The following is a 22389-nucleotide window of genomic DNA, read 5'->3' on the forward strand; positions in this document are numbered from 1 at the left end:
CCGTCTCGATCGTGAAGCCCGCGACATCGACGTCCTCGGTCTTGCCCGTCTCGATGCTGACCCAAGTCGCCGGTGTCGTCCAACCCAGCCGCGCTAGCTTGTCGAGCGCGACATTGCCGGCGCCGCTGGCATAGGGCGGGTCCATCATGATCAGGTCGAGGGGGGCGCGCGCCGGGCCGAGCGCCAGCACGGACGAAGCGCGCACCTCGGTTCCCTTCGCCCCCAGCTTGGCGATGTTCGCCTTCAGCGCATCGAGCGCGGCGCGGTCGTGTTCGACGAACAGGCACGATGCGGCGCCGCGTGACAGGGCCTCCAGCCCCAGCGCGCCCGACCCCGCGAACAGATCGGCGACCGCCAGATCTTCGAAGCTGCCGACACGACTTTGCAGCATCGAGAACAGCGCCTCGCGCGTGCGGTCGGCGGTGGGGCGGGTGGCGTCGCCCGTGGGCGCAGCAAGCGGCCGGCCGCGCCACTCTCCGGCGATGATCCTCATGCGCGGGGCTTCCGGGGCTTGCCGGGACGCGCCTTCGGCTTGGCCTTGGCCCAGCCGGCGCCACGCTTCGGACGGGAGCCGGCGGTGGCCTGCTCGCCATCGGTCCGCGGCGTGCGCGGGCGGGCGGTGGCGAGTTCGTCGCGGGTCTCGCGGCCTTCGTAGGCCTTGGCCGGGCGTTCGGTGCGGCCGCGGTGCGGTCGACTGCTCCGTCCACCTTGCTCGTGCTCCGGTGAAGGCCGCGGCGCTGGCGATCGACGACCGGCAGCGGCCACCGCTCCGGCTTGCGTCGGAGCACGGGTTGGCCTGGGGGCGGGGGAAGCGGTCGCTTCGTCCTCCCGGCGGTTTTGTCGCGCCAGCGTCACGCGACGCTCAACCGGCGGCTTCCGCACCGGTCGGGGGGCAGGGACTTCCGCATCCGGCTGCGGGACGGGCTTCGGCTGCGGCAGCTTGACCGCGACCGGATTGCTGCGCGCTTCCTCGACCGCCTTCGCCTTGTTGCCCTTCAGGCTGGCGCGGAACTGGATCAGGTCGACCTGACGCACTTCGCCGATCCCGCCGACGGGCAGGTCGCCGAGCACGAACGGGCCGTAGCGCGTGCGGATCAGGCGCGAGACCTGGAGTCCAAGATATTCGAGCACATGGCGGACTTCGCGGTTCTTGCCTTCGGTCAGCACCATCTCGACCCAGACGTTCGCACCGGTGCGGCGTTCGAGGTTGGCGTCGATCGGGCCATAGCGGACGCCGTCCACTTCGACGCCCTCGATCAGGTCCTCAAGCTGCTCCTGCGTCACGTCGCCATAGGCGCGCGCGCGATAAGAGCGCTCGATGCCGGTCGCGGGCAGTTCCAGCTGGCGCTTCAATTCGCCGTCGGTCGTCAGCAGCAGCAGGCCTTCGGTATTGAGGTCAAGCCGCCCGACCGGGATCAGCCGCGGCAGATCCTTCGGCAGCACGTCGTAGATCGTCTTGCGGCCGTTATAGTCGACCGCCGCGGTCAGCGTGCCGGCCGGCTTGTGGAACAGGAACAGCCGGGCGGGCGAGGCATCCTTCACCGCGTCGCCATCGACGGTCACGCCGCGCAGCGAGGTGAGGAGCGTCGCCGGCGTCTCCACCGTTACGCCGTCGATGGCGATCCGCCCCTCGGCGATCATCCGCTCGATCTCGCGGCGCGACGCGACGCCGGCGCGGGCCAGCAGCTTGGCGATGCGCTGCTGCTCTTTTTGTCCTGAAGTCTGCACGGATCATGCCTTAGCGTAAGCCGGCGCACGCTGACAAAAAAACTTTGCGTCGCCTTTCGGTGTGGTGCGTTACGGGTTCGTAATCAGTGTCCGACACCGGACGGAAACGAGGGCCATGCTGTTCGGGAAAAAGGAGCGTCGGATCACGCGTATCCTCGTGGTTGAGGACGAGCCGCTCGTCGCCTTCGATACCGAGCATTTCCTGGGAAGCGAGGGGTTCGAGATCGTCGGCACGTTCGATACGGTCGCCGATGCCCGCGCGATGATCGAAAGCGGCGAGGACATCCACCTCGTGCTGGTCGATGTGAACCTGTCCGACGGCAGCGGAGTGAGCGTCGCGCAGGCCGCGGCGGATCGCGACATCAGGGTCGTATTCGTGACCGGCAACTGCCCGGGTGAAGCGCGCGCGCTGGCGGTCGGGTGCCTGGCCAAGCCCTATGCGCAGCGCGACCTGCTGTCCGCGATCCACGCGCTGGAGACGGTGATGGACGGCAAGACGCCGAAGCGGCTTCCGTCGAGCTTCAGCCTGTTCGCGACCGTGGCCTGAACCGCTTCACGGCGCTGGTGAAGGATCGCACGATTCAGTCGCCCAACCGCGCCTCGATCTGGTCGTGAAACACGCGGATGCCGTGTTCCAGGCCGCCGAGCGTGATCCGATCGAGCGAGCCTGAGGCCAGCCCCTGCTGACACAGCGCCGCCGCGCGAAAATCCTCGGCGCCGAATACCCCGCCGTCGAGCAGGGCCCAGCTCCGCTCCCAATGCTCGCGCGCCTTGTCGGTCGCGGGCGCTTCCGGGATCAGCATGAAATTTTCGACCAGCACGCGCGATTCCGACTGCGGCATCAGCACCATCAGGTTGATATAGTCCGGGCTCGCGGCGAGCACGGTGCCGGGAAACATCTGGTAGGTGAAGGTGATCGCCCCACGCAGCACCGCCCAGTCGCTGGCGCCGAGCGCTGCATCCTCCGCCGCGCGCCCGACGGCCGAGCGCTGGTGCACCCCGATCGTGTCCGCCGCGGCGACGCCATCCTTGAAGAACTTGCCGATCGTGTCGGCGTGCAGGCGCGAGAGGTGATAGCTCTCAAGGAACGCGTCCATCACCAGCTTCCAGTTCGACGGCACGTCGTGGGTCCGGCGGCGGAACAGGTGATGGCCGGCGAGGTCGAACGCGGCGAAATCTGGCGCCAGAGCCTCGGCATCGGCGAAGTCCGCCCCTGCGTCGAACGCGAACCAGATCAGCCCGCCGATCTCCCGCGACGGCAATTCGTGCAAGCCATAGGCCGCCTTGTCTAGCCCAGGAAAACTGTCGCCCCGCGGGACGCCCGCCAGCCGCCCGTCGGTCGCATAGGCCCAGGCGTGGTAGGGGCAGACCAGCCGCGGCGCCTTCACGCACGCTTCCCCCTCGACCAGCCGCGTGCCGCGGTGGCGACAGACGTTCAGGAAGACGTGGATGTCCCCGCTTGCGTCGCGGGTGATGAGCAGCGGTTTGCCGAACCCGTCATGCGGCACCGCCATGTTGCGGTCGGGCAGCAGCGCAGACGGCGCAATCACCAGCGGCACCCGCTCGAAGATCGTGGTACGCTCGGCTAAATGGCGCCCGGGGTCGGTATAGGCGGCCGCGGCGACATAGGTGACGGCATCGGCGCAGTCGCCGCCCGCCGCCAGTCGTGCCGCAAGCGCACGTTGCCCCTCGGTCGGTGCGTTCACCCTTCCTCTCCCGCGATTTTGAGCTAGTGTCGCGCCTTTGGGGCGTGGGAGCAAGTATGGCGAGTGTCGGCGAAGCGGGTAGCAAGTGGGGCGGTATCCGCCCCTATTTCGAACGCGCGCCGCTCGCGACCTTCTTCCTCGGCATCTCGTCGGGACTGTGCTTCACGCTGATCGGCGCGACGCTGACGACACGGCTCGCCCAGAGCAATATCGACAAGAAGACGATCACCGCCTTCACGCTCGCGTTCCTCGTCTACAACTTCAAGCCGCTGTGGGCGTGGATGGTCGACGGCGTGCGCCTGCCGATCCTGGGGCGCTTGGGCCAGCGCGTGTCGTGGATGATCTTCGCCGGGGTGTTGACGATGGCGGCTGTCGCCAATCTCGCGCGGGTCGATCCGGCGACGCAGCTGTGGGCGACCGTCGTCGCGGCGATCATCGTCGGCGCAGCCGGCGCGACCTATGACATCGTCATCGACGCCTATCGCATCGAGATTTTGAAGCCGTATCAGCTGGGCGTCGGGTCGGGCATGATCCAGTACGGCTGGCGCGTCGGATCGGTGCTGACCGGCGGCCTTGCGCTGGTCCTCGCCGCACGGGTCGGCTGGAATCTGTCCTACCTGATCTGCGCGCTGTTCGCCCTGCCGGCGATCGGCGTCGCGCTGCTGTTCGGCGAGCCCGATCGCCACCGCGAACCCACCGGGCGCCGCGGTATGGGTGAGATCTGGGCGTCGATCATCGGACCGTTCGTGGAATTCTTCAAACGGTCGGGCGCGCTCCTGCTGCTGGTCTTCATCCTGATCCACAAGATCGGCGACACGCTCGGCCAGCTCGTCCTGCGGCTGCTGCTCGATGACCTGGGCTTCACCAATGACGAGATCGCGCTGTTCGATGTCGGCATCGGTTTCTGGGCGTACCTCATCGGCATCTTCATCGGCGGCGTGCTGTACGCGCGGATGGGCCTGAAGCGGTCGGTGCTGCTCAGCCTGGTACTGATGGCGGTATCGAACGCCAGCTTCGCGATCCTGGCGAATGCGGGGCACAGCACCGCCATCCTGGCGGCTGCGATGACGTTCGAGAACATCGCCAGCGGCATCGGCAGCGTGACGGTGATCGCCTACTTCTCGGCGCTGTGCGACCTGCGCTTCACCGCCGCGCAATATGCCCTCATCAGCTCGGCGGCCAGCATCGTCGGACGGTTCTTGAACGTGGCGGTCGCCAGCGACCTGGTCGATGCGTTCGGCTGGGCGGGCTTCTACTGGATCACCACGCTCGTCGCGTTGCCGGGCGTACTGCTGTTCTGGTGGATGGCCAGCAGCGGGATCATCGACCGGTCGATCGGCACCGCCGGCACCGATGGAGAGGGCGACGCCCGCGCCGGCGGCTCAGCCTAGCGGCATCCCCAGGTCGGCAAACGCGACCGCCAGCGCGGTCGCCGTCGCCAGCGGTCCTGCCGCCGCCCGCGTACCGAGCAGGTCGGCAAGCAGCAGCTCGGCGGCGGCGTCGTTGGTCAACGCCTTGCTAAGGATCGCGAGCACCGCGCCCTCGCATCCGGTCATCCGTCCGCAGCACCACGGGGCGATCTGCAACGGGCGTTGTGCCGCCTGCGACAGTTCCACCATCAGCGTGCGCAGCAGGACGAGCGGCCGGCGGAAATCCTTGCCAAACGCCGTCACGAACGCATGGACGGCTGCCGCATCCTCCAGTCCGTGCGCGCCCATCTGGCGGAAGGCGAACAGCAGCAGCCTCGGAGCCGCGTCGTCGGGCTGGCGTTGCGGCAGGATGGTGAAGGCGTGGGTCGTGGTCATGGCAGCGCGACTCTCGTTGAGAACATCTCCACCATGTTCGCCAGTGCGCTATTGATAGTCAATCGCAATAATAGTCAGTCCGGCAGTTCGTCGTTTCTACCGAGCACATCACCGGCGAGATAGAGCGAGCCGAGCACGGCGACCGCCTGTGTCGAGGCTTGCGCCAGTCGGTCGAACGCCGCGGGCATGTCAGCCGCAGTGCGCGCCGGAATCCCCGCGGACCGGGCGATCTCTGCCAAGGCTTCGGGCGGATGATGGTCGTGGCCGGGGATCGGCACGCCGGTCAGCGAGCGGGCGAGCGGCAGGATCGGCGCGAGGAAACCCGTCGCATCCTTGTTGGCGAGCATCCCGACGACCAGGTCGACCTTTGCCCCGGCCGCCATCGTGCGCAGCGCTTCGGCGACGGCATGCGCCGCCGGTTCGTTATGCCCGCCGTCCAGCCAGACCGGCGTGTCGGCGGGCAAGCGCCGCATCAGAGGCCCATCCGCCAGCCGCTGCATCCGCGCCGGCCAGCGCGCGCTGGCCGCAGCCGCCTTGAACGCCGCGGTCGACACGGTAATGTGGTCCTGCGATCGCAGCATGGCGATGGCCAGTGCGAGGTTCATGACCTGGTGATCGCCCGGCAGCAACGGCCACGGCGTCGTGATGGTGGCTGCACCCGCCGGCCAGTCGTGGACGATCTGGCGCCGCGTCGCATCGACGCCGAACCGCCACGCACGCACCTCGACCAGCAGATCTGCGCCTGCCTCCGTCGCCGCGCCGCGGACCACGTCGTTGATCGAGGCGCCATAATCGAGCGTCACCAGCGGGCGGCCACGCTTGGCGATCCCTGCTTTTTCGCGCGCAATCGCCGCCAGGGTGTCGCCGAGGAACGCCTGGTGATCGATCCCCAGTTGCGCGATGCCGCAAGCGGCTGGATCGTCGATGACATTGGTCGCATCCAGCCGCCCGCCGAGGCCGACTTCGATCACGCAGGCGTCGGCCGGAGTCTCGGCAAAGGCCACGAACGCCACCGCGGTCGTGACCTCGAAGAAGCTTGCGCCGATCCCGTCCGCCACGTCGAGCACGCGGGCGAGAAGGGGGGCGAGATCATCGTCCGTTATCAGCGTGCCGGCCACACGGATGCGTTCGTTGAAGCGGACGAGGTGGGGGGATGTATAAGCGTGGACGCAGTAGCCTTCCGCCTCCAGCGCTGCGCGCAGGAACGCGCAGGTCGAACCCTTGCCGTTGGTCCCCGCGACATGGAACACCGGCGGCAGGCGCGCTTCCGGATTGCCGAGCCGGTCGAGCAGTGCGCGGATGCGGCCCAGGCCGAGAACATCGGCGCCGGGCGACAGCATCGTCAGCCGGTCGAGCTGCGCCTGCACGGCGGGGGAGGTGGAGGTGGCGTGGTCCATCGAACTACCGTTCGTGCTGAGCTTGTCAAAGCACCGTACTTTGTGCCGCTGGCACATCGCGGGCTTATCGAAGTACGGCCCTTCGACAGGCTCAGCGCGAACGAAGGAAGTTAGGCAGCCATCTTCGCACCGGCCAGGTAATCGACCAGTTTGCCGAGCGTTTCCTTCAGCTCGTGGCGATGCGTGACCATGTCGATCAGCCCGTGGTCGCGGTAATATTCGCTCGTCTGGAAATCCTCGGGCAGCTTCTCGCGGATCGTGCTTTCGATCACGCGGCGGCCGGTGAACGCCAGCGTCGCATTGGGCTCGGCGATCTGGACGTCGCCCAGCATTGCATAGGCTGCCATCACGCCGCCGGAGGTCGGGTCGGTCAGCACGACGATGTAGGGCAGGCCGGCATCGTGCAGCATCTCGATCGCCACGGTGCTGCGCGGCATCTGCATCAGGCTCAGGATGCCCTCCTGCATCCGCGCGCCGCCACTGGCGGTAAAGACGATGTACGGCGCCGATTCGCGGATCGCGGCTTCGCAGCCGGCGACGAAGGCTTCGCCGACGAACTGCCCCATCGATCCGCCCATGAAGGCGAAGTCCTGCACGCCGACGACCGCGCGGTGGCCGTCGATCGTGCCCACCGCATTCAGATACGCATCCTGCTCGCCGGTGTCGGCACGCGCAGTCTTCAGGCGATCGGTATAGCGCTTCGAATCGCGGAATTTCAGCGGGTCTTCGGCGACCTTCGGGTTGGGCAGCACGGTCCAGCTACCCTCGTCGAAATGATAGTCGAATCGCAGGCGCCCGCCGATCCGCTCGTGATGCTGGCACTTCGGGCAGACGTGCTGGTTCTCCTCCAGCTCCTTCACGAACACCATCTGCCCGCAGCCCTTGCACTTGTGCCAGAGATTGTCGGGCGTCTCGCGCTTGGTGACGAAGGGGATCGCGTTGCGGACGCGGTCGATCCAGCTCATGATGCAGCCTTGTTGATGGCGGTTTTCAGGGTGGCGATATAGGCGCGTACCGGTTCGGCGGCATCCGCGCCGTGCTGCGCGACCAGCTCGACGATCGCGGAGCCGACGACGACGCCGTCCGCGACGCGGGCAATGGCGGCAGCCTGATCGGGCGTGCGGACGCCGAAGCCGACTGCGACGGGCACATCGGTCGCCGCCTTTAGCCGGGCGACGGCATCCTCGATCGACGATTGCGCGGCTTGCTGCAGCCCGGTGATGCCGGCGACCGAGACATAATAAAGGAACCCGCTCGCGCCATCGAGCACTGCCGGCAGGCGCGCGGCATCGGTGGTCGGCGTGGCGAGGCGGATCGGGGCGACGCCCTTGGCGCGAAGCTCCGGCCCCAGCGCGTCATCCTCCTCCGGCGGAATGTCGACGCAGATCACGCCATCCACGCCGGCGCCGGCGCACGCGGCGGCGAACCACGCTGGCCCGCGACGCAGCATCGGGTTGGCATAGCCCATCAGGACCAGCGGTACGTCCGGGTGCCGCTCGCGGAAATCCTTGGCGATGCCCAAGATGTCGGCGGTGGTCGTCCCGGCGCCGAGGCTCCGGATGTTTGCCGCCTGGATCGCCGGGCCATCGGCCATCGGATCGGTGAACGGCATACCGAGCTCGATCACGTCCGCGCCCCCGGCGACGAGCGCGTCGAGGATAGCGGGCGTCGCGGTGGCGAACGGATCGCCCGCCGTCACGAAGGTGACGAGCGCGGGGCCGCGCGCGAATGCAGCGGAGAGACGGGTCATATTGGACGCACTCCCCGCGGTCTTAACCAAGAAACTTTTCGCTGAATCAATGATGCCATCGCCAGCGAAGTCCAAAATGCCACAATCCAAGCGATTGAATATCCGAAAACCGTCGTCCGGTTGAGCATCGAAAACTGGCTCAAAGCGCTCCAGAGCAGAAATGTCAGGCCGACAGCCATGCCAAACCAAGCAACCCATTTCAGCGCGTCTAGGATCACATCTCGACTCCCAGCGCCTCGGCGACGGTGAAGATGTCCTTGTCGCCGCGTCCGCACAGGTTCGCCAGGATCACCTGGTCTCGGTTCATTTCGCGCGCGCGTTTGGTGACGGCGGCGATGGCGTGGCTGGGCTCCAGCGCGGGGATGATGCCTTCGGTGCGGCAGAGCAGCTGGAAGGCGTCGAGCGCTTCGGTGTCGGTGATGGACGTATATTCGACGCGGCCGATGTCCTTTAGCCAGCTATGCTCCGGCCCGATGCCCGGATAATCGAGGCCCGCCGAGATCGAATGCGCCTCGGCGATCTGGCCATCGTCGTCCTGGAGCAGATACGTCTTGTTGCCGTGAAGCACGCCGGGGAAACCGCCGGCGAGACTCGCGGCGTGCTTCAGCTCCAGGCCTTCACCCGCCGCCTCGACGCCCAGCATCGCAACGTCGGCGTCGTCGAGAAACGGATGGAACAGCCCGATCGCGTTCGACCCGCCACCGATCGCCGCGACCAGCAGGTCGGGCAGGCGCCCTGTGCGCGACAGCATCTGTTCGCGCGCCTCGCGGCCGATCACGCTCTGAAAATCGCGGACCAGTTCAGGGTACGGATGCGGGCCGGCCGCGGTGCCGATGATGTAAAAGGTGTCGTGAACGTTGGCGACCCAGTCGCGCAGCGCCTCGTTCATCGCGTCCTTCAGCGTCGACGCACCCGACTTAACTGGCCGGACCTCGGCGCCCAGCAGCTTCATGCGGAACACGTTCGGCGCCTGCCGCTCGACATCCTTCGCGCCCATGAAGATGGTGCAGGGCAGGCCGAAGCGCGCGCAGACGGTGGCGGTGGCGACGCCGTGCTGGCCCGCACCCGTCTCGGCGATGATCCGTGTCTTGCCCATGCGGCGGGCCAGCAGGATCTGGCCGATGCAGTTGTTGATCTTGTGCGCGCCGGTGTGATTCAGCTCGTCGCGCTTGAACCAGACCTCCGCCCCCTTGCCCTCCGGCGCGCTCTCGCGCAGCGCTTCGGTCAGCCGCTCTGCATAATAGAGCGGGCTCGGGCGGCCGACATAATGTTCGAGCAGGTCGTCGAATTCGGCGGCGAATTCCGGATCGACCTGCGCCGCACGATATTCGCGCTCCAGGTCCAGGATCAGCGGCATCAGGGTTTCGGCGACATAGCGGCCGCCGTAATCACCGAAATGCCCGCGATCGTCGGGCTGGGCGCGGAAGGAATTTGGAGCGTTCATAAGTGCAGAACCGCTTGGAGGAAGCGCGCGATCCTGTCCACATCCTTCACGCCGGGCGCGCTTTCGACGCCGGAGGATACATCGACCAAGGTGGCCCCGGTACGACCGACCGCGGCGGCGACATTGTCCGGATCGAGCCCGCCCGACAGCGCCCAGGGCAGGGGATGGCTGTAGCCGTCGAGCAACGCCCAGTCGAAGCGCAGGCCCATGCCGCCGGGCAGCGCCGCGCCCTCGGGTGTCTTGGCATCATACAGGATACGGTCGGCGGCGCCGACGAAGCCGCGCGCCGCGGCGAGATCGGTACGCGTCTTGACAGCGACGGCCGCCCACGTCTCCAGCCCGGTGCGGCGCTTCAGCGCGGCGACGCGGTCTGGCGCGGTCCTGTGCAGTTGCAGGACGTCGAGCGCACCCGCCGATACCGCCGCGTCGACCAGCGAATCGTCCGGATCGACGAACACGCCGACAACGCCGACATGGCCGGGGACTCGGGCCGCAAGCCCCCGAGCGCGGTCGAAATCAACATCGCGCGGGCTGGGCGGAAAGAAGACGAGCCCAATGTGCCGCGCGCCGTAGCGGACGGCGGCATCCAGCGTGTCCGGCGTAGACAGGCCGCAGATCTTGGCAGTGACCGACATGGTGGCGCCAATGCCGCGCCCGTCACCCGCGGGCAAGCACCGGCAGCGGCTTTTCGAGAACCGTCATGAAGAGCGGCGGGTCTAGTGGAATGGGAAAGTCGCGTGTCTCACCGGTCACGCGGTACCCGCGCCGCAGATAATAGGCGATCAGTTCGGCGCGGCTCTCGATGACGGTCATCTCGATCCGGTCGGCGCCGAACGCGGCCGCGGCGGTCCGTTCAGCCGCGACGATCAGGCGTCGGCCGATGCCGGCGGCTTGCAGTTCGGGCTCGACGCACAACTGGCCGAGATAGGCGAGCCCGCGGCCTCGGTCGGCCACCGCGACGCACCCGACCGCGCGCGCGCCGAGCCAAGCCGAGAGCAGTCGCTGGCGGGAATCGCCCAGGATCGCGGTCAGCACGTCGAACGATGTGCGCGGGCCGTTCAGCAGATCGGCCTCGTGCGTCCACCCGCGCCGCGCCGTCTCGCCGCGATAGGCCCGCTCGATCACCGGGTGCAGATGGGTCAGTTCGGCGAAGGACGTGCCGCGAATCGCCAGGGGGTTCCACATGATGCCGTCAGGATGTTGCGCCGCGCTGCGCGCTGCAAGTCCCGACGAGCGCGCGCGCCGATTCAGCGGGTGCAGGGTCCCAGCGCGGACAGCACGAAGGCATAGTCTTCGCGCGCGATCGCTGCATCGGCCGGCTCCATCGCCGCGACCGACCGGTCGGGAAGGGTCTGCGGCAGGCCGCAGGCGAGGCGGTACCACAGCAGCGTGTCGCGCGGCGGCGGGGCGGCGGCCTCGTCGACGATCTCGCTCAGCGCAACGGCCCAGCGCGGCTGCTCGCCGGGGCGGCGCAGGATCGACAGCGACACCGGGCGGCCGTCGGCGGTGGTGAGGAAGATCTGCGTCTCGCCTTCGCCCGGCAGCGACCCGGCGACGTGGAAGGCATTCCCGACCGCGCGAATCTCGGGCGGGGCGTCGGTGGCGACCACTTCGCGCGCGATCCCGCGGACCTGGGCGTCGAGCGCGGGCGTCCACGGCTGCTGGCCGTTCGCGCCGATCAGTTGGATCTCGCCCGGGCGGCCGGGCACGCCACGCGCGAACAGCAGCACGCGCGCTTTTTTCAGCCTGGGCGCCTTGCCGCGTGCGTCGAGCGGCAGATCGGCGAGATAGGCAACCTGCGCGGACACCTGCGCGGGTCCGCGAATCAGCGCGCCGACATCGGCGACGACATAGAAGCGCACGAATCCCGGACGGACATCGAGCGCTTCGGCCGGTTTCAATTTCTGCGCATCGCGGATCGTCGCATCGATCAACAATGGGGCTTCGAGCACGCGACCGGCGACCGCCGCATACGGCGCGGCGGGCTGTCCGACGGGTGCCACGATCTGGGCACTTTGCGTCGGAAATGCGGCAGATACAGCCAGAATGAGCGCGATCGCGGTGCGAGCGGGAATACGGGTCGGCATGATCGAAAGCGTTAGCGCGAGAGCCCTGAACGATACAGAAATAAGTTTGTCCTTTTTCGTCCGTATGTTTGTTGCGCCCGACAAAGCGTTTGCACCATGGGAACCATGTGATAGAGCCACATGGCCCTGTCGCGCGATGGCATAACGTCTGCGGCAGAAGGTAGGCAGTGGTAGAGGACGCAGACATCGCGTGCATGCCGCCGCCCGCCTCAGTCAGTCATGAGGGAGTTTCGTAGCTGAATGGCCTACGCTGACAAGAATATGAGCGGGAGCAGGGTGGTGGCGCTAGTCATCGTCGCCCTGATTCACGCCGTGATAGGCTACGCCTTTGTGACAGGCCTTGCTTATCAGTACATCAAGAAGACCCAGGAAAAGCTGACGACGTTCGAGGTCGAGGAACCGCCGCCCCCGCCGGAGGAGGTGCCTCCGCCGCCGCCGCCGCCGGACCAGCCGTCGACTCCGCCGCCGCCGGTCCTCGTCACCCCGCCGCCGATCGTTCAGACGGTCGCCCCGCCGGTGGTGATGCAGGCACAGACGACGCCGCCGCCGGCCTACACCGCGCCGCCGCCGGCTCCGCCTGCGCCGCCCGCACCGCCGGCCCCGCCTGCACCGCCGGCCCCGCCGCGGATCAGCCAGAAGGCTGGTCTGAAGGGAAATCCGGGTCAGTTCTTCGGTGCGGACAACTACCCGCCCACCGCGCGCCGCGAGGGTGCGGAGGGTCGTGTGGTCGCCGCGCTGACCGTGGGCGTCGACGGTCGCGTGACCGATTGCCGCGTGACATCGTCGAGCGGCAACCGCGATCTCGACGATACCACGTGCCGGATCGCGCGCAGTCGGGTTCGCTTCACGCCGGCAAAGGACGACTCGGGTAACCCCGTTGCGTCGACCTTCACGCTGCCGGTGAAGTGGCAGCTGGAACAGTAAGGACCGCGCCGGTGCGATCGCGCACCGGCCGATCCACCTCGAATTCTCATTCAGATACGCTTTTCGTAAAAGGACCAACCGAGCAATGATCACCACCATTCTCGCCGCGGCAACCAAGGGCGCGGCAGCGGGCGAAAACCCGTACGGCCTTTGGGCGGCACTGGAACAGGGCGGCACGATCGCCTGGACCGTGTTCCTCATCCTCTGCGCCTTCTCGATCGTTTCGTTCTACATCATGTTCACGAAGCTGTTCGAGCAGCAGAAGGTCATCAACCAGGCCAAGCGCGTTCGCACCGGCTTCTGGAACTCGACCTCGCTGCGCGAAGGCGCCGCCAAGCTCGAGAAGAACTCGGCCTATCGCCAGATCGTCGACGACGGCCTGCAGGCGCAGGACCAGCACACCAAGCTGACCGACCCGGTCGAGGCGCATGACTGGCTGCACGGCTCGCTCGCGCGCTCGGAAGCGGCGATCAACGCCAAGCTCGGCACCGGCCTGGCTTTCCTCGCGACCGTCGGCGCGACCGCGCCGTTCATCGGTCTGTTCGGTACGGTTATCGGCATCTATCGCGCGCTCATCAAGATCGGCGCCGCCGGTCAGGCGTCGATCGACGCGGTCGCCGGCCCGGTCGGTGAGGCTCTCATCATGACCGCGCTGGGTCTGGCCGTCGCCGTTCCGGCGGTGCTTGCCTACAACTGGCTGCAGCGTCGCAACAAGACGATCCAGGAGGATCTGTCGGCCTTCTCAAACGACGTCCTCGGCTTCCTTGCATCGAACGGCGCGGTTCGTCCGACGTCGGCCGCCAAGGGTGCGCCTGCCAAGCCCGCCGCTCCGGTGAAGCCGGCAGCGACGACGACCGCCGGCCAGACCGGTGGCGTTCAGACCAAGGCGTAAGCGTGTCACCGGGGTCGCGTGGCGGATGCCGTGCGACCCCGGATCACCCGGACCGGGCCCGCACGGGGCCGCGACGGGGCCAAGTAGAATAGGAAAATCTCGCAATGGCGATGAGTGCAGGTGGCGGTGAAGACTCCACCCCCATGTCGGACATCAACACGACGCCGCTCGTCGACGTCATGCTGGTGCTCCTCATCATCTTCCTGATCGCGGTTCCGGTCGTGATCCAGTCGATCCCTCTGACGCTGCCGAAGGTGGCGTACGAGCCGACGACGACCAAGCCCGAGAACGTCCTGCTGTCGGTTACCGGCAGCGGCGATACCTGCCAGGTCGTCTGGGGCATGACCCCGGTGACCAGCAAGGAACTGCTCGATCGTGGTGTCACCAAGCTGAAGGGCGTCGTCGATCGTCTGGGATCGAGCATTACGCCCGACGACATTCCCGAAGTACACATCCGCGGCGACGTGAACACGCCGTACCGGTGCATCGGCGGCGCGGTCTACACGATGCAGTCGGCGGGCTATGCCAAGGTCGGCTTCATTTCCGAACCGCCAGCCGGCACCGGCACGGTTCGCCAGTAAGCCGTGCGCGACCAGTCTAGGAGTATTTTGATATGGCTATGAGCGGCGGCAAGGACGACGGCGAGCCGATGATGGAAATGAACACGACGCCGTTGATCGACGTCATGCTCGTTCTCCTCATCATGTTCATCATCACGATCCCGATCCAGACGCATGCTGTGAAGGTCGACCTTCCGCAGAATTCGCAGCAGAACCAGCCTTTGATCGATTCGGAGAAGAACACGCTCACGATCGATCCGCAGGGCTCGACCTACTGGAACGGCGCCCCGATCGACGAAGTCACGCTGCGCCAGTATCTCGACCGCACGGTCGTGATGGCACCGCAGCCGGAACTGCATTTCCGTCCGGATCCGCAGGCACGGTACGAGAAGGTCGATCAGGTTCTCGCGATCATCAAGCGCGCGAATGTGTCGAAGCTCGGCTTCGTCGGCAACGAACAGTATCGCACCGCATTCTGATCTTATCGGTTGCGCGGCGCGATGCCGAAGAAGGGGTGGCTGCGGCCGCCCCTTTTTTTATGCCCACGACGCACGTGACGATTGTGGGCAACGTCGCGATTCCGCTCTAGGGACGGCACCATGCGTTGGACATCCGCCCTGGCCATCTACGTCCTGTTCTGGGCGTTCTCCGTCTTCCTGGTCCTCCCCTTCGACGTGCGGACGACGGACGAGGTCGAGGGCGCGCGCATCCCAGGGCAAGCCGACAGCGCGCCGCATCAGTTTCCCGCCGCCCGCATCGCGCTGCGCGTCACCGTCGTGGCGACGGTGTTGTTCGGCATCTATTACCTGAACTACGTCAATGGCTGGGTGACGCCCGACATGCTCGACTGGACGAGCGGCGAAAACGCTACGGGGTGAGTCCCAGCTGCGTCCGGCCACTCGGTTTCCACGCCGGCGCCGCGGGCTGGTCGGCGACGCGCTCGACCAGGGTGTAGAAGAAGCGGTTGAAATCCGCGGCCGCCTGCCAGTCGATCGCCTGGCGGGGATCGTCCTTCGGGGTATGATAGCCGGTGACGTACCACTGCCGATAGATGCGCTCGCTCTCGCTGCCCGGGCGATAGCCGAACACGAAGCTGGTCGCGGGCACGCCGGCCTGCAGGAACGGCCAGTGATCCGATCGGCGCAGCAGGTTGCGTTCGGGCTCCGGATCGGATTGCACGGCGATGCCCATCCCGGCGGCGACCGCGCGCGCATCGTCGCCCAGCGTCGTCGCATCCACGGCGTGGACCGTCAGCAGCTTCAGCGGAAAGATCGGCCGCAACTGGTCCAGGTTGATGTTCGCCGCCATGCGCGCGCGCGGAATCGGCGGGTGATCCAGGAACCAGCGGGTGCCCAGCAGCCCCTTCTCCTCGCCCGTCACGATCGCGAATACGATCGGCCGGCGAAAGCCCGTGCCACCGCGCCGCTCGGCCAGTCGCACCAACAGCGCGACATAGGCGGCATCGTCGAGTGTCCCGTTATACAGCCCGTCGCCATCGACGGGTGTGCCATGCCCGTAACCATCAAGGTGCGCGGTAAGCACGATCGCCTGGTCCGCCAGTGCCGGATCGCTGCCGGGCAGGATGCCGAGCACGTTCGACGCGCCGAGACTGCGCTGCGTCAGTGTGAACCGCGCGGAGAGGTTCGTGGTCAGGTCGAAGGCGGGCAGGGGGCGCCCGGCGCTGCCTGCGGCGATCAATGCGGCGGCGTCGCGGCCGCTCCCGGCGAGCACCGTGGCCAGCGCACCAGCGCGCAGTGTCATCTGGGGCAGCGATGCCGGGACGTCCGACCCGCCGCGCAATCGGATTGCCCGCGCGTAGGCATAGGGCCAGCGCGGCGGCTCGACGGTAAAGCCCGGATCGGCGATGGTGATCAGCCCCTCGGCACCCGCCTTGCGCAGCGCTTCCATGCGCTCGGCGGGCGACGGCATCCCCGGTCGCCGCGATCCGTGGCACAGGACGATGCGACCGCGCACATCGCCCAACATGTCGGGCGCGCAATATCCCCGATACGACAAGGGATAATCGATCGCCGCAGGCACCTGCCCCGGTGCCGCATAAAGATCGTGCAAAAAGCGGAGCGGACGGCCGCCGGCGGTGATCGTCGCGCGCGAAATCGCCATCTCCTCCATCGGCACCGGCTGCATCCAGCCGCCGGCCTCGCCCAGCGGTTGAACGCCGGCCTTGGCCAGCCGGGCGGCGACCAGTCTGGCTGCGGCTTCGTGCCCGGGGCTGCCGACATCGCGGCCGTCCATCGCATCGCTCGACAGCGTCGTCGTCAGCGCCCACCACGCGCGCGTGTCGGGATCGACGGCGACCGGTGCGGCCTGAAGCAGCAGGGGAGCAATGACGGCGGCGATCGACACGGTGGCGTCTCCGAACAGGGGCGGGTCCGAACAGGGGTGGGCGCCCTGTCTGGCGGATGCGTTCGGATTGAACAAAGAAAATCGATGTTCCATACTTGTTCCACAGGAACGTATGTGGTACATGCGTGGTGTAGCGTTGAACAGGGCGATTGGATGCCCTAGCGGTGGAGCCTCATCACATGGCAGCGAACCTGAAGGTCATCGACAACAGCATGGCAACCAATTCGGATCGGCAGAAGGCGCTCGACGCCGCCCTTGCGCAGATCGACCGCGCGTTCGGCAAGGGTTCGGCGATGAAGCTGGGCCAGAAGGAAACGATGCAGGTCGAGGCGATCTCGACCGGCTCGCTCGGGCTCGATATCGCGCTCGGCGTCGGCGGCCTGCCGCGCGGGCGCGTGATCGAGGTCTATGGCCCCGAATCGTCGGGCAAAACGACGCTGGCGTTGCACGTCATTGCCGAAGCGCAGAAGAACGGCGGCACGGCGGCGTTCGTCGATGCCGAACACGCACTCGATCCCGTCTATGCCAAGAAGCTGGGCGTCAATATCGACGAACTGATCGTGTCGCAGCCGGACACCGGCGAGCAGGCGCTGGAGATCGTCGACACGCTGGTCCGCTCCAACGCGATCGACGTGTTGGTGGTCGATTCGGTAGCCGCGCTGGTGCCGCGTGCCGAAATCGAGGGCGAGATGGGCGACAGCCACGTCGGCCTGCAGGCGCGCCTGATGTCGCAGAGTTTGCGCAAGCTGACCGGCTCGATCAGCCGTTCGCGTTGCATGGTGATCTTCATCAACCAGCTGCGCATGAAGATCGGCGTGATGTACGGCAATCCGGAGACGACGACGGGCGGCAACGCGCTGAAATTCTACGCCTCGGTCCGCCTCGACATCCGCCGCACCGGGCAGATCAAGGACAAGGACGACATCATCGGCAACGCGACCCGCGTGAAGGTGGTGAAGAACAAGGTTGCGCCGCCGTTCAAGCAGGTCGAATTCGACATCATGTACGGTGAAGGCATTTCAAAGATCGGCGAGATCCTCGACCTTGGCGTGAAGGCGGGGCTGGTCGAGAAGTCGGGTGCGTGGTTCAGCTACGACAGCATCCGCATCGGCCAGGGTCGTGAGAATTCTAAGACGTTCCTGAAGGACAATCCGGAACTCACCGAGCGTCTGGAAAAGGCTATTCGCCAGCGCACCGAAAAGGTCGCCGAGGAAATGATGACCGGCCCCGATGCCGAGGACGATGTCTGATCGGTCCTGCCGGTCACCGCAGCGCCCGGCCGGTCGCCGGGCAGATGCGCGTCATGATGGGGCCTGCCGGTAGCGGCGGGCCCTTTCACTTTTTGGGGTGTTGGCCTGAACGGGCGTCGCACGTCTCAACTTCTTCAACTTTGGAAGGGATGACTTGACCAGCGCGCAGGATTGGACCGGCCGGGTCGGTGATGTCTGGGCCGACGAGTGGCGCCGCACCGACCGGAGCTTCGCCGACCTGTCGCGCCACCTCGACGCCGCGATCGCGGTGGCGGCTCCCGGCGGGCAGTTCCGCGCGCTGGACGTCGGTTGCGGGGCAGGCGGGACGAGCCTTGCGCTCGCGACCGCGCGCCCGGAGGCGGTGATCGTCGGCATCGACCTGTCGCCATCGCTGGTCGCCGTCGCCAACGACCGCCGCGCATCCCCCGCGTTACCGCGATGGCGAACGCCGAGGACAGCGGGCGACTCGTCTGACACCCCCGCGCTGGCGACGGCGCGGAGGCACGGAGAGGACGATGCTTCGATCACCTTCCTCGTCGGTGACGCCCTCGACCTTGCGACAGCACATGCGCCGTTCGACCTGCTCTGTTCCCGCCACGGCGTGATGTTCTTCGACGACCCTGTCGCCGCTTTCGCGACTCTTCGCCAAGTCGCGGCGCCCGGCGCACGCCTTGTCTTCTCCTGTTTCCGCGACTGGATCGACAACGCCTTCGCCGCGGCACCGGCACGGGCGCTGGGTATCGCCGTCCCCGGCAGTGGCCCGGGTCCGTTCGCCTTTTCCGATCGCAGCCGGGTTGCTTCGATCCTCAGCGCTGCCGGATGGCGCGACGGGCAGGCCGCGCCGGTCGATTTCGTCTATCGCGCGGGAGAAGGCGACGACCCGGTCGGCGACGCGCTCGATATGCTGCAACGGATCGGCCCGGCGGCGTCGGCGTTGCGGATGCAAGCCGGGGCGGAGCGGGCGGCATCGGTCGATCGCCTGCGTGCCGTCATCGATCGCTACCGCACCGGCGATGTGGTCGACTTTCCTGCCGCAGCCTGGATATGGTCGGCGACAGCCTGACTATGAAACCATGAGAGGATGCCGATGACGCTTACCGTCCACCACCTTGAGAACAGTCGATCGCAGCGGGTGCTGTGGTTGCTTGAGGAACTGGAGCTGCCGTATACGGTCAAGCGCTACGAGCGGAACCCGATGACGATGCTTGCGCCCAGCGAACTGCGGCAGGTGCATCCGCTCGGGAAGTCGCCGATCCTGACCGATGGCGACCGCACTGTCGCGGAAACCGGCGCGATCGTTGAATATCTGGTCGAGAAGGCCGATGGGAAGCTCGGGGCCCCGGCACACCGCGACGGCGTGCAGCATTACCGCCATTTCCTGCACTATGCCGAAGGGTCGTTGATGCCGCCGCTGTTGCTGAAGCTGGTGCTCGGACGCATCCCGTTCCTCGGCAAGCGCGCGCAGAAGCGTATCCAGCCGATGATCGATATCCACCTCGACTGGGTCGAGCGCGAACTCGCCCGCCGGCCGTGGTTCGCCGGCGACACGATGACCGCCGCCGACATCATGATGAGCTTCCCGCTGGAGGCCGCACGCAGCCGCGCCGGGCTGGATGCCAGCCGCCCGGCGACGATCGCGTGGCTCGAGAAAATCCACGCCCGTCCGGCGTACCAGCAGGCGCTGGCAGCCGGGGGACCCTACGCCTACGCTTAAGCAAGACGCCCTGACCGCCGGTCCCGACGGTTCAGGGCGAAGGAGAGGGGGAGGCTCCCCCTCTAGATCTTGCGGAAGCTGTCGACATCGTCCGCCGGCCCATGACCGGCCGGCGCCCTGGGCGCATCGACCACCGGGCTTTCAATCGGATCGAGGCGATCGCCCTCCCACTTGGCGATAACGGTCGCTGCCACGGCATTGCCGACGACGTTGGTCGCGGAGCGTCCCATGTCGAGGAAGTGGTCGATCGCCAGGATCAGCAGCAGTCCGGCTTCGGGAATATCGAAGAACGACAGCGTGCCGGCGATCACGACCAGGCTGGCGCGCGGTACACCGGCGATGCCCTTCGACGTGATCATCAGGATCAGCAGCATCGTGATCTGATGCGTCAGCGTCATCTCGATGCCGTAGGCCTGCGCGATGAACATCGTCGCGAAGGTCATGTAGATCATCGAGCCGTCGAGATTGAACGAATAGCCGAGCGGCAGGACGAAACTGGCGATCCGCGGCGGCACGCCGAACTTGTCGAGCGCCTCCAGCGTCCGCGGGTAGGCCGCTTCCGACGACGCGGTGGTAAACGCGAGCAGCAGCGGGTCGCGAATGTATTTCACCAGTAATCCGGTCCGCTTGCCGACCAGCAGGTAGCAGATGCCGATCAGCAGGCACCACAGCAGGCCGAGCGCGATGTAGAAGGTCAGCATGAAATAGCCGAGCGTGCCGAGAATTTCGGGGCCGCGCTCCGCCAGCGTCGCCGTCACCGCCGCGAACACCGCGAACGGGGCGAAGCGCATGACGTAGTTGGTCACCTGCAGCATGACCTGCACCAGCGCCTCGATCCCCTTGACCAGCGGGGCGGCCTTTTCGCCGACCGCGGTGATCGCAACGCCGATGAAGACCGAGAAGATGACGATCTGCAAAATCTCGTTGTTCGCCATCGCCTCGATACCCGAGGCCGGGAAGACGTGCGCAACGAAATTCTTGAAATCGAACGCGGCCTTGTCGACGCCGCTCGCCGCATCGGCCGGCGGGATCGGGATGCCGAGGCCGAGACCCGGCTGGAAAAGGTTCACCAGGATGAGGCCGAGCGTCAGCGACAACAGGCTGGCGCCGATGAACCACAGGATCGACCGCAGGCCGACACGGCCGAGCGCCGCCGTGTCGCCCATGTGCGCGATGCCGACGACCAGCGTCGAGAAGACGAGCGGAGCGATGATCATCTTGATCAGGCGAAGGAAGACCGTCGTCACGACCGAAAGATAATAGGCGATCGACTTCAACGTCTCCGCGCCCGCAGCGCTGCCGTCGAAGATCGCGTTCAGCACCAGGCCGCAGGCGATGCCCGCGATCAGCGCGCCGAGAATGTAATAGGTCAGCCGCTTGGCCAAAGAATCTCTCCTGCGGAAGTGCCGTATAGGGAAGGGGATTGCGACCGCGCGGTCAAGCACCCTATCGTCGCGAACCATGATCCTGAACCGTCGTAGCCTTGTCGCCGGCGCCGCCGCGCTGCCGCTTCTCGTCCGCCCGGGGCTGCTCCGCGCCGCCGAACCCGACCTGTCGCAACTGCGAGATCTGACGACCGGAACCGCGCCGATCGGGGCGGCGGAACGCGCCGACCGCATCGCCCGGGCGCAGGCGCTGATGCGCGCAAACGGCATTGGGGCGGTACTGATCGAGCCGGGATCAAGCTTGATCTATTTCACCGGCGTCCGCTGGGGGCGCAGCGAGCGGCTGACCGCGGCGGTGCTGCCGGTCGAAGGCGAGGCACTGGTCGTGACCCCGTTCTTCGAGGAGCCGTCGGTGCGCGAATCGCTCGCCGTGCCGGCAGAGGTGCGCGTCTGGCAGGAGGACGAAGACCCGCTGAAGCTGGTAGCGGGCTTCCTGAAGGAGCGGCGGCTCGACACCCGTCCGATCGGGATCGAGGAAACCGTCCGCTATTTCGCGGTCGACGGGCTGAAGCGGGCGTTGCCGAACGCGCGGCTCGTCTCGGCGAACCCGGTCGTACGCGGCTGCCGGATGATGAAGACCCCGGCCGAGATCGCGCTGATGCAGGCGGCGACCGACGTGACGATCGCGGCGTACCGCTTCACCGTGCCGCGGGTCGAGGTCGGCATGACCGGTGCCGACGTCGGCGCGATGATGAGCGCGGCGACCCGCAAGCTGGGCGGCAGCCCCGAATTCTCGCTGGTGCTGGTCGACGAAGCCGCCGCCCTCCCTCACGGCACGCGCAAGCCGCAGGTGGTCCGCGCCGGCTCGGTCGTGCTGATGGACTGCGGCTGCACCGTGCAGGGCTATCAGTCCGATGTCTCGCGGACTTTCGTGAAAGGCAGCGCGTCGGCCGCTGTCCGCCGGGTGTGGGACGACGTCCGCGCGGGTCAGGCGACCGCCTTTGCCGCCGCGCGCATCGGTGCAACCGCAGGCAGCGTCGACGATGCGGTCCGCGCAAGCTACGAAGCCAAGGGCTATGGCCCGCGCTACCGCCTGCCCGGCCTGTCGCACCGCACCGGCCACGGCATCGGCATGGACGGGCACGAGCCGGTCAATCTGGTCCACGGCGAAACGACGAAGCTCGCGCCCGGCATGTGCTTCTCGAACGAACCCGGCCTTTACCTGCCGGCCAAGTTCGGGGTGCGCCTGGAGGATTGCTTCCACATGACCGCCGCCGGGCCGAAATGGTTCAGCGAGCCGCCGGCATCGATCGACGCGCCGGTGTGATGGCGAAGGCAGCCGTGCGTGCGACCGCTTGAGTGCGGCCCTGTGCTCGCCTAAGC

24 protein-coding genes are annotated in these 22389 nt (G+C 67.1%); 11 read left to right on the top strand and 13 right to left on the bottom strand.

Annotated features, from left to right (window positions below; genetic code table 11):
- A partial coding sequence (rsmD, locus tag ASE86_RS08570) for a 16S rRNA (guanine(966)-N(2))-methyltransferase RsmD (protein WP_082441761.1) occupies nucleotides 1–493 on the bottom strand: 493 nt, incomplete at its 3' end.
- A complete protein-coding gene (locus tag ASE86_RS08575) occupies nucleotides 490–1728 on the bottom strand; it encodes a pseudouridine synthase (protein ID WP_056424639.1) in 1239 nt (412 codons plus the stop codon). The genes ASE86_RS08575 and rsmD, both read right to left, overlap by 4 nt.
- Before the next feature lie 115 nt (nucleotides 1729–1843).
- Here ASE86_RS08575 and ASE86_RS08580 point away from each other — a divergent pair, with 115 nt between their 5' ends.
- Nucleotides 1844–2275 (top strand): response regulator, encoded by a 432-nt coding sequence (locus ASE86_RS08580; RefSeq protein ID WP_056424642.1) that lies wholly within the window; start codon nucleotides 1844–1846, stop codon nucleotides 2273–2275.
- Between the two features lie 34 nt (nucleotides 2276–2309).
- Here ASE86_RS08580 and ASE86_RS08585 read toward each other — a convergent pair whose 3' ends face one another.
- Nucleotides 2310–3434, bottom strand: coding sequence for an aromatic ring-hydroxylating oxygenase subunit alpha (locus ASE86_RS08585; RefSeq protein WP_056424646.1), 1125 nt, complete (start codon nucleotides 3432–3434; stop codon nucleotides 2310–2312).
- Nucleotides 3435–3490: 56 nt separating this feature from the next.
- Between ASE86_RS08585 and ASE86_RS08590 the strand changes: the two genes are divergently transcribed.
- Entirely contained in the window at nucleotides 3491–4825 is a 1335-nt protein-coding gene (locus ASE86_RS08590) for an AmpG family muropeptide MFS transporter (RefSeq protein WP_056424650.1), read from the top strand.
- Here the strand turns inward: ASE86_RS08590 and ASE86_RS08595 are convergent.
- The 8 genes from ASE86_RS08595 to ASE86_RS08630 all read right to left on the bottom strand — a co-directional run bounded on the left by ASE86_RS08595 (nucleotide 4817) and on the right by ASE86_RS08630 (nucleotide 11917).
- Nucleotides 4817–5239, bottom strand: a complete 423-nt coding sequence (locus ASE86_RS08595) for a DUF6628 family protein (RefSeq protein ID WP_056424653.1) — start codon at nucleotides 5237–5239, stop codon at nucleotides 4817–4819. The two genes, ASE86_RS08590 and ASE86_RS08595, sit on opposite strands and share 9 nt — an antisense overlap.
- 74 nt (nucleotides 5240–5313) lie before the next feature.
- Nucleotides 5314–6636, bottom strand: coding sequence for a bifunctional folylpolyglutamate synthase/dihydrofolate synthase (locus ASE86_RS08600; RefSeq protein ID WP_056424656.1), 1323 nt, complete (start codon nucleotides 6634–6636; stop codon nucleotides 5314–5316).
- A 110-nt stretch (nucleotides 6637–6746) separates the two neighbouring features.
- Nucleotides 6747–7601: an acetyl-CoA carboxylase, carboxyltransferase subunit beta gene (gene accD, locus ASE86_RS08605; RefSeq protein WP_056424659.1), complete on the bottom strand. Its 855-nt coding sequence runs from the start codon at nucleotides 7599–7601 to the stop codon at nucleotides 6747–6749.
- Entirely contained in the window at nucleotides 7598–8386 is a 789-nt protein-coding gene (gene trpA, locus ASE86_RS08610; protein WP_056424661.1) for a tryptophan synthase subunit alpha, read from the bottom strand. Before trpA ends, accD begins: the two co-directional genes overlap by 4 nt.
- Before the next feature lie 214 nt (nucleotides 8387–8600).
- The gene (gene trpB, locus ASE86_RS08615) at nucleotides 8601–9830 is read right to left on the bottom strand and encodes a tryptophan synthase subunit beta (protein WP_056424664.1); all 1230 of its coding nucleotides are present in this window, start codon (nucleotides 9828–9830) and stop codon (nucleotides 8601–8603) included.
- Nucleotides 9827–10465 (bottom strand): phosphoribosylanthranilate isomerase, encoded by a 639-nt coding sequence (locus ASE86_RS08620; protein ID WP_056424668.1) that lies wholly within the window; start codon nucleotides 10463–10465, stop codon nucleotides 9827–9829. Before ASE86_RS08620 ends, trpB begins: the two co-directional genes overlap by 4 nt.
- A 22-nt stretch (nucleotides 10466–10487) precedes the next feature.
- Nucleotides 10488–11015, bottom strand: coding sequence for a GNAT family N-acetyltransferase (locus tag ASE86_RS08625; RefSeq protein WP_056424670.1), 528 nt, complete (start codon nucleotides 11013–11015; stop codon nucleotides 10488–10490).
- 62 nt (nucleotides 11016–11077) lie between these two features.
- Nucleotides 11078–11917, bottom strand: a complete 840-nt coding sequence (locus tag ASE86_RS08630; RefSeq protein WP_056424673.1) for a hypothetical protein — start codon at nucleotides 11915–11917, stop codon at nucleotides 11078–11080.
- Nucleotides 11918–12157: 240 nt separating this feature from the next.
- On the opposite strand from ASE86_RS08630, the gene ASE86_RS08635 reads away from it, so the two are divergent.
- From ASE86_RS08635 to ASE86_RS08655, 5 genes are all read left to right on the top strand, one after another.
- A complete protein-coding gene (locus ASE86_RS08635) occupies nucleotides 12158–12841 on the top strand; it encodes an energy transducer TonB (RefSeq protein WP_056424676.1) in 684 nt (227 codons plus the stop codon).
- 85 nt (nucleotides 12842–12926) lie between these two features.
- Nucleotides 12927–13733, top strand: coding sequence for a MotA/TolQ/ExbB proton channel family protein (locus ASE86_RS08640; protein ID WP_056424679.1), 807 nt, complete (start codon nucleotides 12927–12929; stop codon nucleotides 13731–13733).
- 104 nt (nucleotides 13734–13837) lie between these two features.
- Entirely contained in the window at nucleotides 13838–14314 is a 477-nt protein-coding gene (locus ASE86_RS08645) for an ExbD/TolR family protein (RefSeq protein ID WP_056424682.1), read from the top strand.
- Between the two features lie 32 nt (nucleotides 14315–14346).
- The gene (locus ASE86_RS08650; RefSeq protein ID WP_056424685.1) at nucleotides 14347–14772 is read left to right on the top strand and encodes an ExbD/TolR family protein; all 426 of its coding nucleotides are present in this window, start codon (nucleotides 14347–14349) and stop codon (nucleotides 14770–14772) included.
- A gap of 120 nt (nucleotides 14773–14892) precedes the next feature.
- Nucleotides 14893–15171 carry a DUF1467 family protein gene (locus tag ASE86_RS08655; RefSeq protein WP_056424688.1) on the top strand — a complete coding sequence of 93 codons (279 nt, stop codon included), beginning with the start codon at nucleotides 14893–14895 and terminating at the stop codon, nucleotides 15169–15171.
- Here ASE86_RS08655 and ASE86_RS08660 read toward each other — a convergent pair.
- Nucleotides 15161–16657 (bottom strand): M28 family peptidase, encoded by a 1497-nt coding sequence (locus tag ASE86_RS08660; protein ID WP_235524023.1) that lies wholly within the window; start codon nucleotides 16655–16657, stop codon nucleotides 15161–15163. The genes ASE86_RS08655 and ASE86_RS08660 overlap by 11 nt on opposite strands.
- Before the next feature lie 179 nt (nucleotides 16658–16836).
- Here ASE86_RS08660 and recA point away from each other — a divergent pair, with 179 nt between their 5' ends.
- The 3 genes from recA to ASE86_RS08675 all read left to right on the top strand — a co-directional run bounded on the left by recA (nucleotide 16837) and on the right by ASE86_RS08675 (nucleotide 19621).
- Nucleotides 16837–17907 (top strand): recombinase RecA, encoded by a 1071-nt coding sequence (recA, locus tag ASE86_RS08665; RefSeq protein WP_056424692.1) that lies wholly within the window; start codon nucleotides 16837–16839, stop codon nucleotides 17905–17907.
- A 154-nt stretch (nucleotides 17908–18061) separates the two neighbouring features.
- Nucleotides 18062–18970: a class I SAM-dependent methyltransferase gene (locus tag ASE86_RS08670; protein ID WP_056424694.1), complete on the top strand. Its 909-nt coding sequence runs from the start codon at nucleotides 18062–18064 to the stop codon at nucleotides 18968–18970.
- A gap of 24 nt (nucleotides 18971–18994) precedes the next feature.
- Nucleotides 18995–19621: a glutathione S-transferase family protein gene (locus ASE86_RS08675; RefSeq protein WP_056426882.1), complete on the top strand. Its 627-nt coding sequence runs from the start codon at nucleotides 18995–18997 to the stop codon at nucleotides 19619–19621.
- 62 nt (nucleotides 19622–19683) lie between these two features.
- On the opposite strand, the gene ASE86_RS08680 is transcribed toward ASE86_RS08675, so the two are convergent.
- Nucleotides 19684–21006, bottom strand: coding sequence for a dicarboxylate/amino acid:cation symporter (locus ASE86_RS08680; RefSeq protein WP_056424697.1), 1323 nt, complete (start codon nucleotides 21004–21006; stop codon nucleotides 19684–19686).
- A gap of 76 nt (nucleotides 21007–21082) precedes the next feature.
- Here ASE86_RS08680 and ASE86_RS08685 point away from each other — a divergent pair, with 76 nt between their 5' ends.
- On the top strand, nucleotides 21083–22333 hold the full coding sequence (locus ASE86_RS08685; RefSeq protein ID WP_056424700.1) for a M24 family metallopeptidase: 1251 nt from the start codon (nucleotides 21083–21085) through the stop codon (nucleotides 22331–22333).
- The last annotated feature ends 56 nt before the right edge of the window (nucleotides 22334–22389 follow it).

It is taken from the genome of Sphingomonas sp. Leaf33 (assembly GCF_001421785.1).
GTDB lineage: Bacteria > Pseudomonadota > Alphaproteobacteria > Sphingomonadales > Sphingomonadaceae > Sphingomonas.